Source organism: Cytobacillus sp. (assembly GCF_964223445.1).
GTDB lineage: Bacteria > Bacillota > Bacilli > Bacillales > Cytobacillaceae > Cytobacillus.
Genome location: NZ_CAXQGS010000048.1, coordinates 23,820 through 37,198 on the forward strand (window position 1 = coordinate 23,820; position 13,379 = coordinate 37,198).

The 13,379-nt window shown below is 39.5% G+C and carries 12 protein-coding genes and 1 tRNA gene; 5 read left to right on the plus strand and 8 right to left on the minus strand.

Annotated elements, in window-relative coordinates; genetic code table 11:
• Positions 1 to 97: 97 nt before the first annotated feature.
• From ACEQ1T_RS07370 to ACEQ1T_RS07380, 3 genes are all read right to left on the minus strand, one after another.
• Complete coding sequence (locus ACEQ1T_RS07370) at positions 98 to 316, minus strand: hypothetical protein (protein WP_370222264.1); 219 nt, start codon at positions 314 to 316, stop codon at positions 98 to 100.
• Between the two features lie 110 nt (positions 317 to 426).
• A complete protein-coding gene (locus tag ACEQ1T_RS07375; protein ID WP_206835403.1) occupies positions 427 to 1,041 on the minus strand; it encodes a YitT family protein in 615 nt (204 codons plus the stop codon).
• A 175-nt stretch (positions 1,042 to 1,216) separates the two neighbouring features.
• Positions 1,217 to 1,981 (minus strand): SurA N-terminal domain-containing protein, encoded by a 765-nt coding sequence (locus ACEQ1T_RS07380; protein ID WP_206835405.1) that lies wholly within the window; start codon positions 1,979 to 1,981, stop codon positions 1,217 to 1,219.
• 246 nt (positions 1,982 to 2,227) lie between these two features.
• Here ACEQ1T_RS07380 and ACEQ1T_RS07385 point away from each other — a divergent pair.
• Positions 2,228 to 2,300, plus strand: a tRNA-Val gene (locus ACEQ1T_RS07385).
• Between the two features lie 199 nt (positions 2,301 to 2,499).
• Positions 2,500 to 3,474 carry a proline dehydrogenase family protein gene (locus tag ACEQ1T_RS07390; protein WP_206835446.1) on the plus strand — a complete coding sequence of 325 codons (975 nt, stop codon included), beginning with the start codon at positions 2,500 to 2,502 and terminating at the stop codon, positions 3,472 to 3,474.
• A 254-nt stretch (positions 3,475 to 3,728) separates the two neighbouring features.
• On the opposite strand, the gene ACEQ1T_RS07395 is transcribed toward ACEQ1T_RS07390, so the two are convergent.
• From ACEQ1T_RS07395 to ACEQ1T_RS07415, 5 genes are all read right to left on the minus strand, one after another.
• Positions 3,729 to 4,514: an endonuclease/exonuclease/phosphatase family protein gene (locus ACEQ1T_RS07395; protein ID WP_370222266.1), complete on the minus strand. Its 786-nt coding sequence runs from the start codon at positions 4,512 to 4,514 to the stop codon at positions 3,729 to 3,731.
• A 2-nt stretch (positions 4,515 to 4,516) separates the two neighbouring features.
• Positions 4,517 to 6,157 (minus strand): PTS transporter subunit IIBC, encoded by a 1,641-nt coding sequence (locus ACEQ1T_RS07400; protein WP_370222267.1) that lies wholly within the window; start codon positions 6,155 to 6,157, stop codon positions 4,517 to 4,519.
• 321 nt (positions 6,158 to 6,478) lie between these two features.
• The gene (locus ACEQ1T_RS07405) at positions 6,479 to 7,963 is read right to left on the minus strand and encodes an aldehyde dehydrogenase family protein (RefSeq protein WP_206835455.1); all 1,485 of its coding nucleotides are present in this window, start codon (positions 7,961 to 7,963) and stop codon (positions 6,479 to 6,481) included.
• A gap of 128 nt (positions 7,964 to 8,091) precedes the next feature.
• Positions 8,092 to 9,045: an amidohydrolase family protein gene (locus ACEQ1T_RS07410; RefSeq protein WP_206835458.1), complete on the minus strand. Its 954-nt coding sequence runs from the start codon at positions 9,043 to 9,045 to the stop codon at positions 8,092 to 8,094.
• A 31-nt stretch (positions 9,046 to 9,076) separates the two neighbouring features.
• Entirely contained in the window at positions 9,077 to 9,853 is a 777-nt protein-coding gene (locus ACEQ1T_RS07415) for an IclR family transcriptional regulator (protein WP_206835461.1), read from the minus strand.
• A gap of 269 nt (positions 9,854 to 10,122) precedes the next feature.
• Here ACEQ1T_RS07415 and ACEQ1T_RS07420 point away from each other — a divergent pair, with 269 nt between their 5' ends.
• The 3 genes from ACEQ1T_RS07420 (at position 10,123) to ACEQ1T_RS07430 (ending at position 13,361) form a co-directional block, all read left to right on the plus strand.
• Positions 10,123 to 11,586, plus strand: coding sequence for an aldehyde dehydrogenase (locus ACEQ1T_RS07420; protein WP_370222268.1), 1,464 nt, complete (start codon positions 10,123 to 10,125; stop codon positions 11,584 to 11,586).
• A gap of 15 nt (positions 11,587 to 11,601) precedes the next feature.
• A complete protein-coding gene (locus ACEQ1T_RS07425; protein ID WP_206835466.1) occupies positions 11,602 to 12,378 on the plus strand; it encodes a 2-keto-4-pentenoate hydratase in 777 nt (258 codons plus the stop codon).
• 98 nt (positions 12,379 to 12,476) lie between these two features.
• Entirely contained in the window at positions 12,477 to 13,361 is an 885-nt protein-coding gene (locus ACEQ1T_RS07430) for an acetaldehyde dehydrogenase (acetylating) (protein ID WP_206835469.1), read from the plus strand.
• The last annotated feature ends 18 nt before the right edge of the window (positions 13,362 to 13,379 follow it).

Consider the following 13,379-nt stretch of genomic DNA (forward strand, 5'->3'; position numbering starts at 1 on the left):
AATCGGAGAAAGAAAGGAGCATAATAAAAAGCCGTACTTCCCATGTGAAATACAGGCTTTGATGAATAAAATGAAATATTTTGAAAGAAGGCTCCTTTTAGCTAATCTGGCTAGCTTTCTTTTCGGGCAAAATGGACATGATATGGTTCAAGTTGAAGATGCGCATTTGTTTTCTATATAAACAATAGGCTAAAATCGTGCTGCCTCGAAGTTCTTTGATTAATATTCTTCTTTGTGTAAATAAATTGCGTTTGGAGAGATAAATGATTTCAACAGGCTTTCTCTCTTCCATAGCTCGATAAAGAATTCCTTTCATTAGAGAAATCCCTCCTTACTTTTATTTACATTATACACGAACGCGTGTTCTTTATCAAGCGGGATGCGAAAATTTGTTCGTATAAAAAAAGACTTCACAAATGAAGTCTCTTAAATAATCTTTAATCCCTTATCTTTTAAGTGATTTAGCAAGATGGTTCCGTATTGTATGGCAAAGCCTAAAAAGGTGGCTACGAACAATGTGCCCAATCCAACTGGACCGCCTAAGATAAGGCCAATGGCCAAAGCTAAAAATTCATTAATGAGACGTGCAGTCTTAATGCTGATATTGAGCCTTTTGGCAGTTGCGATCATTAATCCATCAATTGGGCCGCTGAATAGTTGCGGACGGATATATATAGATACCCCAAAGCCAAGGAAAGAGACACCAATGATGAAGGCAATAATCTGAACGGGAAAGTTTGTCACTGTGATGCCGCTGAAAACAAGCTCCATCCAAAAATCGATGCCCACACTCGCTAAAATGGTTCCAATAAATGATTTAAACTGCGGTTTTTCCCAAATCAGCAGAGCATTGAAAAAAATAAGGGATGCTGTTACCAGAAATGACCATGTTCCAATAGTCAGACCGAACTTATTAAAAAGGCCAACATAAACAGTGTCCCAGGCACCTGCACCAAGATTGGATAATATAATTAATGAGACACCGAGAGTGAGAATTAAATAACCTGCAATTATTTGAATGAATGCTGTGTGTTTAATCATGTTGTATCCTCCCCAATACATATTACCGTATATAAATAAATTCTCAAGGGAAAGAAAAGGAAGAAAATAAAACAGTATTCATAACAGGGCACTATAGGAAATAGCACTTATCAGCTTAATGAAATCTCAAACAAATAAAAACAGCTCCCATAAACAGGAACTGTTTTAAAGATTCTTATACCTTTATATCAATTTTTGCACTTTTCTTCAATTCTTCTACATGCTTAACCAGCATTTCCTGCTGTTTTTGCTGTTCGAGCTGCTGTTTAATCTGAGGTTTTACTTCCTCCAATTTTGGCGGCTCCTGTCCTTCAGCACCACCCTGGCTGGCATATTCATCATAGAATTTCTGAATTTCAGCATCTGTGACTTTCTCTGGTTTTATCTCGCCGTTAATATATTTCGTATATTTAATATTGTTGGCAATTTCCTTCTCTAATGAGTCGGGGTTAAGACCAGCCTGTTTCATTGCTGTTTCGAATTCCTTGTCGTCCTTGAATTGTCCTTTTGTTTCTTCCAGCTGCTTTTTGACTTCTTCATCAGAAGCTTTGTAGCCTTTTTTGTCTGCTTCCTGGAGAAGAAGTGTCTGGCCGACTAGACTGTCGAGTGTCTGCTCTTTGATTTTCTCTGCAGCATCTTTAGTAGTAGGGTCTTGTCCCATTTGCTGATACATCATTTGTGATGAAGTAAGAACGCTGTTATACTCACGGCCAAGAATTTCCTGGTTATTAACAATGGCAACAGTCTTTTCTTCTTCAAGCTTTTGTTTGTCCATTTTCTTTTGCATTTCTTCCATTTGCTTCTGCTGGTCCTGCTGTTCGGTTTCAGCTGTTTTCGCTTCCTCTTTTTTATCTGCACTCTTGCTTTCATCATCAGCTCCACAGGCAGCTAAAACGGCAGATATTAATACTAGTAAAAAGGGGTACATTAGTTTTTTCATTAAAATTTCTCCTTCCGTAACCCTGTATGGTTTGATTCAGCTAACAAAAGAATCATATAGAGGGCATTATAAAGCAAAAATTCTTAAAAAGATACCTTTAAGGCATAAATGCAGAATTTGTAATGGGAATGTAATCTAGTTTCCCAGCTGCTAACTTTATAGTTTATGGATGAAATATAGGTATTGACTTTTATGAGAAAAAGAAGTATATTTTATATTGTCCCCAATACAGGGGAATGTTATAACGATTCCGTAGCTCAGCTGGGAGAGCGCTACCTTGACAGGGTAGAGGTCGCTGGTTCGAACCCAGTCGGAATCATACTTAAAGTGTCTGGCCGCTGATCGCCAGGCACTTTTTTTGTTTAGAGGGATCTTGTTTTTTGAGCTGGGAACTCCTGCAATGTTTTAACGAAATAGTGATGGGGAATCGTTAAAATATAAAAATTCACAAAATAATTTTTATTAAAAATCTATGCTATAATTTCATTGTGAAATTACAAGAGTTAGGGGATATTTCTATGTTGAAAGATCTGTTTATCGGCCTTTCCCAAAACGAATTTCTGAATAGCGCTGCAAAGAAATATGGGTTGAAATTGGGAGCGCAGAATGTAGTGGCGGGAACAAATTTAGATGAAGCAATTCAAAGCATAAAAGAGCTTAACGCTCATGGCATCTCTTGTACTGTCGATAACCTCGGGGAATTTGTTTATAAAAAGGAAGAGGCGGCAGAAGCGAAAAAACAAATTATTGAAGTGATAGAGGCAATTTATGAAAATAAGGTGGATGCACATATATCTATAAAGCCTTCCCAGTTAGGCTTGGATATCGACTACTCTTTCTGTCTTGAAAATGTTAGGGAGATAGTAGAGAGGGCAAGCCATTATGGTATTTTTGTGAATATGGATATGGAAGACTCTAAGCGTTTGCAGCCTTCCTTTGATTTACTGGATGAATTATCTAAAGAATATAATAACATAGGAACAGTTATTCAAGCCTATTTTCTGGCTGCTGAAGAAGATTTAAAGAAATATAAGGATTTCCGCTTGCGAATTGTAAAAGGGGCTTATAAGGAGCCTGAAGAAATTGCTTTTCAGGAAAAAAATGACATCGATGCTAATTTTATAAAATTGATAGAATGGCATTTGCTGAATGGCAAATTTACATCCATTGCAACACATGACCATGTGGTAATTAATCATGTAAAAGATTTTGTAAAGGCCAACAATATCCCTAAAGAGAAATTTGAATTTCAAATGCTTTATGGCTTCCGTAAGGATATGCAGCTGAAGCTTGCTGGTGAAGGCTATAATTTCTGTACGTATGTACCTTTTGGAAATGACTGGTACGGCTACTTCATGAGGCGTCTGGCAGAAAGGCCCCAGAACTTAAACCTTGTTGCCAAGCAAGTATTTAATAAGAAAACCAATACTGTGATTGGAGTGGCCGCTGGAGCTTTCCTGTTAGGCAGATTGACAAAGAAACGGAAAAAATAATACTCCAAAAGTCTCCCTGTTTTATTAAGCAGGGAGGCTTTTTTATGTTATCATTTTTGTGCGGAATTGCGAATTAAATTTGAGAATGATTAGAGGGGAGATATGGAATGGACACCGACCTTCCGGCTATTCGTGTTTATGAGAAAGTCGGTTTCGAACCAACAGGTGAGATTTTTTAGGCCTTCCATCCTGAATCCATCTACAGGCTAAAAATGTAGAAAGAAGTCCCTGACTGAATTGTCAGGGACTTTTGCCTACATTTCAATTTCCACACCATAATGATCCGAAATGATGGGTTTGTGTGTGCCGTTAAAGATAACCCGTGAATATTTCGGCTGGACAGGCTGAGCCGAAAGAATTAAATCAATCCGCATATCATGTTTATTGTTATCCCAGCCGGCAATCTTTCCTTTAACAGTAACACCCGAATCCTTCCTGGAAGCTAATTCATAAGTGTCGTAGAGCCCATTGCCTGTCAAAAAGTCATAACCTTCATTGCGGACATAAGCCGAGCTGTTGAAATCTCCCATTAAAAAAGCGGATTCATCCTTTGGGACTTTTGCAAGAAGAGATTCAACCTGGAATTTATAGCATTCTTCTTCATCGTGCCACCAGCCAAGATGACAAGAATAGAAGGAGATGGGTCTATCTTGAAGAACTAATTTTATACCAACTATTTTTCGTGTCTTCCAGTTTTTCCGGTCTCGGTTATTTGTAATGAAAAATGAATGGTCCTCTTTAATTTCATGCCTGGTCATGATTGCAAGACCTTCTTCATATATATCATAGCCAATATGGGAGAAATCCCATATAAAAACGTAATCGTCCACACCTATTTTTCTCAATTCTTCAATTAACAGCAGTGCATAATTATCTTCTCTGATATGGCCGTCTATCAAAGGGGCTTTGAAATGCTGGCTGACTTCCTGCAGTGCGATGACATCATAGCAGTTCTCTTTAATAGTCTCTGCAAGAATTTTAATTTTTTCCAGCTGCTGATCCTCCTGCCATGAGTGACAGTTTAGAGTTAATAATTTCATTATTAAGCTCCCAGCAGGTCTTGTATATCTGATTTAAGGACATCTGCTTTTGGGCCATAAATTGCCTGAACGCCTTTGTCCTTAACGATAAGACCTAAAGCTCCATTCCTTTTCCAGTCCTGTTCACCAGCAACTTGTGAAGTGTCCTTTACTGTGACACGCAAGCGGGTCATGCAGGCATCTACATCTTCAATATTTTCTCTTCCGCCCAATAATTCAATTAATATAGGGGCTAGTGAATTTTTCTGAACTGCCGATTCTGATGATGAAGCGGAGTTTTCTTCTTCAATGTAGTTTCCATTGCGCCCTGGAGTAGGGAAGTTGAATTTCTTAATCATAAAATTGCCAACACCAAAGTTTAATCCGAAGAATACAATGCAGGCAATTACAAAGTTTACAAGGTCCAGCCATAAGCCGGCTTTTAAAATCATTGGTGTTCTTGTAATCAATTCAATGATGCCAAAAGAATGGACACGGATATTAATGATGTCAACAATTGCAAATGCCAGACCTGTCATAACTGCATATATGATATAAAGAAGTGGAGCAGCAAACATGAACATAAATTCGATTGGTTCGGTTACTCCAGTCAGGAATACTGCCAAACCAGCAGAAAGGAACATCGATTTGTATTTCTTCTTTTTCTCAGGATCTACATTCCGGTACATTGCAAGCGCAATTCCCAATAAGGCAGCAGCGGAAAGAATCATTTGGCCTACTTTAAAGCGGGCAGGAGTAACATCATTCAGGAGCTGCTTATAGCTTTCTGTATCACCTGCAGCCAAAAAGTTATTAAGATCGGCAATCCATGCCAGCCATAGCGGGTCTTGTCCAGCCACGGTTGAACCTGAATTAGAGCCTGTCAGGATTTTGTAAGTTCCGCCGAGCTCAGTATAATTAATTGGGACAGTCAGCATATGATGCAATCCAAATGGAAGAAGCAATCGTTCCAGTGCCCCAAAAACAAAGGGAGCTATAACTGGCGCTGTGTTACGTGATGTAGCAATCCATTGACCGAAGTCATTTAATAATCCTTGTATAAATGGCCAAACAATCGATAAGACTAACGCTGCTGCAACAGAGCCGCCAATTACAGTGAAGGGCACGAAGCGCTTTCCATTAAAGAAGGAAAGTGAATTTGGCAATTTATCATAGTTATAATACTTGTTAAATAAATTTGCTCCAATAAAACCTGAGATGATCCCGACAAATACTCCCATATTCAATGCTGGTGCACCTAAAACAGAAGTGAAATAGTCAGTCACAATGAGATCTTGCCCAAACAGGGATTTTACCATGGCGTCCGGATTATCTAACATGTCGGACTTTACTCCGAATATGGCGCCTGTAATTCTATTAATCAGAATGAAAGCAATAAGAGCTGCGAATGCTCCGCCTGCACGTTCCTTAGCCCAGGAACCGCCAATTGCTACTGCGAATAAGATATGAAGATTTGCAATAATGGCCCATCCTATATCCTCCAGCACGCGTGCAATCGCTTGCACAAATGCTATGTCAGCACCCGTCATGCCAACAAGCTTGCCAAGTGAAATCATGATACCTGCAGCTGGCATTACGGCCACTACAACAAGTAATGCCTTACCAAACTTTTGCCAGAAATCAAAAGAAAATAATTTTTTCATCGTTTTTCTCTCCCTTATTGTATGGGCTTTCATTAAATGGACTAAAAAAGCATTCCCAGAATTTCACGAAAAAAATTTCGATTAATGCATGGATTTCTCCTATGAAAATACTAATTAGCTTTATTATTATCTTAAAGTAACACGGGTAGAAAAATGATGCAACCGTTTGCGTAAAAAATATTCATTCGGAGGTATAGAAGATGATAAAAGGAAAGATTCTTAAAACAATCGTTCCTTTAATATTATTTCCAAAGTGGAATTGGGGAGCAGGATGATTAAAATGCAGAAAACGGACATCTATATGCCCGTTTTCCAGAGTTATTAAAAAGGAAAGTGTCTGTCTTTAGTTTGTATCGATACCCATTTGGTGACGGTAAATTCCTCTACAACCCATGGATTGCCAAACCTTCCTAATCCGCTGGCCTTATTTCCTCCAAATGGAATATGTGGTGCGTCATTTACCGTTTGATCATTCACATGAGTCATTCCGCTATCAATTTTTAGAGCTAATTCTTCTCCTCGAGCAAGATCGCTTGTAAAAATAGAAGAGCTTAAACCATATTCTGTATCATTGGCCATTTCAATAGCATGATCATCTGAATCAGCTTTAATAATGGTGGCAATAGGGGCAAATAATTCAGTCTGTGCCAGTTTGCTGGAATTATCCACATCAGTAAAAACAAAAGGTGTAATAATATTGCCGATCCGCTGGCCTTCTAAAGAGAGTGTCGCGCCTTCCTGCTTTGCTGTTTCGATATACTGAATAGCCTTTTCCAATTGGCGTTCGTTAATAAGAGGACCTATCACAGTCTTAGGGTCGCTTGGATCCCCATAGGCCAGAGACTTCGCTCGGTCTATAAATTTTTCTGTAAAATCATTGTATATGTCTTTATGGACGATGATCCGGTTTACAATCATACATATTTGGCCCTGGTGGATGAACTTGCCGAATATTGCAGCATTCACTGCCTGATCGACATTTGCGTCGGAAAGGACAATCAGCGGGCTGTTGCCTCCCAGCTCCAAAGCGACTCTTTTCAAATTTCGCCCAGCAATAGCTCCGATATGCCGGCCTACAGCAGAGGATCCAGTAAAGCTAATTAGTTTTGAATGCGGATTAGTCAGCATGCTCTCTCCGATTTCAGTAATATCAGTTAAAATGATGTTAAGAACACCTTTTGGCAGACCCGCATGTTCGAAAGCTTTGGCTATAATCGAACCGCCAGAAAGGGCAACTTGAACATCAGGCTTATGAACAACACTATTGCCTAGAGCAATGGCAGGTGCAATAGTTCTCATTGAGAGATTCAATGGAAAGTTAAACGGAGAAATTGAGGCAATGACCCCAAGTGGTAAGCGATGGATGTGGTTATGCTTTTCATCTGATCCTGCTACTTCTCTTACCTTATTAACTTCATCAGCGTATTTAATAGATTCTTCAAGGAATTCAATGGCAAGATGCAATTCAATATTGCTCTTAAGTATAGTACTGCCAGTTTCTCTTTGAATAATTGCCGTAATTTCATCTCGGTTTTCTTTTAAATAGGCAGCCGCCTTTGAAAGGACCTCTCTTCTTTCCTCAACAGTAGAGGCAGCCCATTTCTTTTGGGCACTGCTGGCAATTTCGAAAGTTTCTGCCAGCTGATCTTTTGTCGCCAGCTTCACGGTGGTGACGACACTGCGGTCATAAGGATTCAAAATTTCATAGGTTCTCCCGCTTTTTCCTTCAGTCCATACTCCGTTAATAAAGCTTTTGCTAATCTCTTCACTGATGAGGCTGTTTGCAATACTTTGTGATTGCTGCATTTCATTACCCCCTCCTTAATAATGGTAGCGCTTACACGTCTACTCGCAGTTTAGTATAACAGCATGGATTTTATGTAAGAATAGCAAAGTTGCGCTATATGAAAATCATTAAAAAATTCTTCACCGGATTAAAAGGAACTTGAGATAGGTTCCATTAAAGATGACGCCCCTTTGGTGTTCTTATAAATTGGAGGGTTTTCACATAAGTCAAAAGGGTAATCTGATCCAGGAACAACTCTATTCTCTCCAACTGTTTTTACCAGGAAATCCAATCCTGCAGGGTTCCACAAAACTGTATCAAACCAAAATCGTTTTATATATTGGGATGGAGGTGCATTCAAGTTTGAGGATACCTGATCCCATTGTTCATAGCCTTTATCAAGCCGCCCAATCTGGTAAGGAAGGAAACCTCCACCATGAGCAAATAAAATCTTTACATCTGGAAAGTTATCAATCATCCCGCTAAGTAAGATATCTGTTGCACAAACAGTAGTTTCCCAAGGAACCCCAATTAAATTTGGCATCATTTTTGTTTTGAGGCGAGGATCTTCACTTAAAAGCGGGTGAATGAAAAGAATGGCTTTCATTCTGTTTGCCGTTTCAAAAAATGGTTTGAAATATTCATCCGAAAGCATTCTCTCTGATAGACCAGGTCCAATAATGGCTCCTTTTAGCCCTAGATTAATGGCTCTTTCCAATTCTGCAGCTGCTATTTCAGGGTTATTCAATGGCACGGTTGCAAGAGCAGCTGTTTTTTCTGATGATGAGGATGCCAAATTAGCTAATGATTGATTATATACATGAGAAATTTCTGCTGTAATTTCTTGAGGAAAGTCATACATAAATAGCTGAGGAATAGGTGATATCAAAGAGTGAGTTACTCCTGAATTAAATTGTTTTTTGTTAAATAAATCAAAGTGATAAAATTCTGGCTTTAATTCAAAGCCCCATTTATTATTGACTATCAAAAATTCATCTTTATCAGGTGATTTCTTAACCCACTCCGCTTTTACTGCAGTTTGATTGTCTTTTACCCAGTCAAGCACCTCCTGTGGAATAAAGTGTGTATGAAAATCGAACATATAAATTTCTCCTCTCGTTTTTATTAATCTATTATTTCCAATATCCCATTCGGCTGGATATTTCATTGGCAGCAATTATGACCCTTTTTGAATAATTCTTAATCTTGCTCTGCTGGATTCTTTGTTTTGGGCCTACAATCGCTAAAGCCGCAATGACTCTGCCCTTATAATCATAGATTGGTGCTGCAATAGAATTTACCCCTTCAAGATACTCTTCATTGCTCCAGGAATACCCTTGTTCTCTAATTTGCAATAAATGAAATTTAAGCTTCTCGGGGTCAGTAATCGTCGTTTTAGTATGTTGTTCTAGCCCTTTATTTAGAACTGCATTGAAAACATCTTCTTTTGCATGGGCAAGCAATGCCTTCCCTGAGCTTGTACAGTAGAGGGGATTTCTTCTTCCGACATGTGTCAGGAATCTAACTGGGTGATTGCATTCAACCTTTTGCAAATAAATGACTTCATTATTATCTAAAACCGAAATATGGGCAGTCTCTCCCAACTCCTGTACGATTTTATTTAAAACAGGCTGGGACTCTCTGTATATATCCATTTGGCTGTTTACAATACCTCCAAGGGAGAGAATTGACAGCCCCAAACGATACTTTTTGCTTTCAGGATCTTTATACACGAATCCCTCACTGGCTAATGTAGCCATTGTTCGGCTGACCGTGCTTTTATTAAGACCAAGTGATGCCGAAATGTCACTGATTTTTTTTTCCGGTTCGTCCATTGAAAAGCATCTCAATATACGTAATGCATTTTTTACAGATGAAAGGTGACTATCCTCGTTTGTCTTTAAAGTCATTTCGTATCCTCCTTAAAGTTGCTATATGTTAAACATGGTTGCTTTATAGTGGAAAATATATCAAAGAAGTTTAAAAAAGGAAAGGGAATGTTTTAAAAATTTAGAAATTTGCAAAGCCAAGCTATTGTCCTTTCAGGTTTTAGAGTGTTTTTAAAAAGTTTCAAAAATTTACCCCTTGTTGCATATAGAGCAATTAACGTGTTGTTAAGCCTGAAAGTAAGCGTTAACATAAAATTGCGAAAATAAAAAAAGTTATTTAGGAGGCTAACATGCAAACAGAAGCTAAAATCAAAGCTATTAATTGTCAGCATTTTATTAACGGACAGTTTGTTGATTCTAAAAATCAAAAAACATTTGAAAATATTAACCCCGCAACTGAAGAAGTTTTGGGTACAGTCGCAGAAGGCGGTAAGGAAGAAGTGGATTATGCTGTAGCAGCAGCAAGAAGAGCATTAAAAGGCCCTTGGAAAAATACGACTCTGCAAGAGCGTTCAAAAATTCTTCGCCGAATAGGAGACCTGATCCTTGAAAGACAGGAAGAGCTGGCACACCTGGAAACTTTGGATACGGGAAAACCTTTTTCCCTTGCAAACAGCATCGATATTCCAAGGGCAGCATACAATTTCCATTTTTATGCTGATTATATTACTTCAATCGGAACGGAAGCTTACCAGCAGGATCAGCAGGCACTTCATTATGCATACCGCCGTCCAGTCGGTGTTGTCGGGATTATCAAGCCATGGAATCTGCCATTATTATTGCTTACCTGGAAATTGGCACCATGCTTAGGCATGGGCAATACAGCTGTCATTAAGCCGGCAGAGTGGACACCAATGACAGCAACAGTATTAATGGAGATTTGTAAAGAAGCCGGTGTCCCTGATGGAGTTGTTAATCTTGTTCACGGGTTCGGACCTAATTCTGCAGGTGGCGCGATCTCCGAACATCCTGATATTGATGCCATTTCATTTATCGGTGAACCTGGAACAGGTTCAGCGATTATGAAGTCGGCAGCTGATTCACTGAAAAAACTTTCATATGAACTTGGGGGCAAGAATCCTAATATCATTTTTGCTGATGCAGACTTGGATGAAGTAATTGAAACGACTATTAAATCCAGCTTTGTTAATCAAGGGGAAGTTTGCCTGTGCGGATCACGTATATACGTAGAACGACCGATCTATAATGAATTTGTCAGCAGGTTTGCTGAAAGGGTTAAAGCACTTAAAGTTGGCCACCCATTGAATGATGATACAAATGTTGGGGCACTGGTCAGCAAAGAACACTATGACCGGGTCATGGGCTATGTTGAAATCGCCAAAAGTGATGGGGGAACCATTGTAACAGGTGGTAAGCGTCCAGAAGGGCTTGAAAAAGGATACTATCTTGAGCCCACCATAATTACAGACTTAAGCCGCAATTCCCGCTGTATCCGTGAAGAAATCTTTGGGCCTGTTGTAACAGTCACCCCATTTGATATGGAGGAAGAAGTAGTTATGCAGGCAAATGATACACACTATGGATTAAGCGCAACGATTTGGACCAGCAATTTAAAGCGTGCCCACCGTGTTTCCCATCAAATTGAAGCAGGAATTATCTGGGTGAACACATGGTTCCTGCGTGATTTGAGAACACCATTCGGAGGAATGAAGAACAGCGGTATTGGAAGAACAGGCGGCATGCACAGCATTGATTTCTACTCCGAATTATCCAATATTACCATTAAATTGTAGATAGGAGAGCATGTTATGGGTGCAAATATAAAACAATATGCTGCTCAGCTTGAAGGGGCAGAGTTTTCAGGTACTGGGGTCCTGCCAATCACTTCCGATAATGCCGGGCTTACGATAGAAGAGGCTTATCAAATTCAACTCGAAAATATTAAGCGTAAAATTGAGAGAGGCAAAAAAATTGTCGGCAAAAAAATTGGTTTGACTTCCCTTGCTATGCAGCAGCTGCTGGGAGTGGATGAACCCGACTATGGTCATTTGCTTGATAGCATGGTTGTTGAGAATGGAGGAAAAATTTCAATCGAGAAGGTTCTTCAGCCTAAAGTGGAGGCGGAAATTGCGTTTGTTTTAAAAAAGGAATTAAAGGGGCCAAATGTCACAGCTTTAGATGTAATCCAGGCAACAGATTACGTAGTTCCTGCATTAGAGATTGTTGACAGCAGAATCAAAGATTGGAAGATTAAACTTCCTGACACCATTGCAGATAATGCTTCTTCCGGCTTCTATGTTTTAGGAGGAAAGCCAGCGAGGCTTTCGGATATAAACCTGGAGTTAATCGGAATGGTATTGATGAAAAATGGAGAGGTTGCCAATACAGGTGTTGGTGCGGCAGCATTAGGCAATCCGATCAATTGCGTAGCATGGCTTGCAAATAGATTAGCAGATTTTGATATTTCCCTAAAGAAGGGGGAAGTGATTCTATCAGGAGCCCTTTCTGCAGCTGTTGAAGCTAATGCAGGAGATATCTTTACAGCACGGTTTGCTCATATTGGCCAGGTAAGCGTACATTTTTAAAAAATCATTGTTATCCTCTTCCGGTAAACACCCGCGGGAGATGGCGGTTATGATTAATTAGCCTGAAAACATTTCTTTAATAAAGAAAGGGGAGCGTTATGGGAAAGGTTAAAGTTGCTGTATTGGGTTCCGGTAATATAGGGACAGATTTAATGTTAAAGCTCCATCGTTCTGAAGTGCTTGAACTCACGACAGTTATCGGAATTGACCCTGAGTCTGATGGGTTGAAAAAAGCAAGGGAGCTTGGCTATCATACCATTGATAATGGAATAAAAGGATTCCTCGAAAGACCGGAATTGGCAGACATCGTATTTGATGCCACTTCTGCAAAAGCGCATATCAGACATGCAAAGCTATTAAGAGAAGCCGGGAAGCAGGTTTTGGATTTAACACCGGCGGCAGTCGGCCCCTTTGTGGTACCTCCTGTAAACATTTCGGAGCATTTGGAAGCAAATAATATCAATCTAATAACATGCGGAGGACAGGCAACAATTCCAATGGTTCATGCCATTAATAGGGTGCAGCCTGTAAAGTATGCAGAAATTGTTGCCACAATCTCTTCAAAAAGTGCAGGTCCCGGTACAAGGGCAAATATCGATGAATTTACACAGACTACTTCCAGAGGAATCGAAAAAATCGGCGGGGCAAAAAAAGGGAAAGCAATTATCATATTAAATCCTGCAGAACCTCCGATATTAATGAGAGATACCGTTCATGTTTTAGTTGAAGGAGAAAAAGTCAAGGAAGAAGAGATTATTGCTTCAATTCAAGAAATGGAAAAGCAGGTTCAGTCCTATGTTCCAGGTTATCGCTTGAGACAGGAGCCAATTTTTGACGGCAATAAGGTAACCGTTTTTCTTGAGGTGGAAGGCGCAGGGGATTATTTACCTAAATATTCCGGAAACCTTGATATCATGACAGCTGCATCCGTAAAAGTGGCTGAAGAGTGGGCAAAGAATAAAATCAACAAGGTAACTGTCTAAGAAAGGAGATGAGCCGGA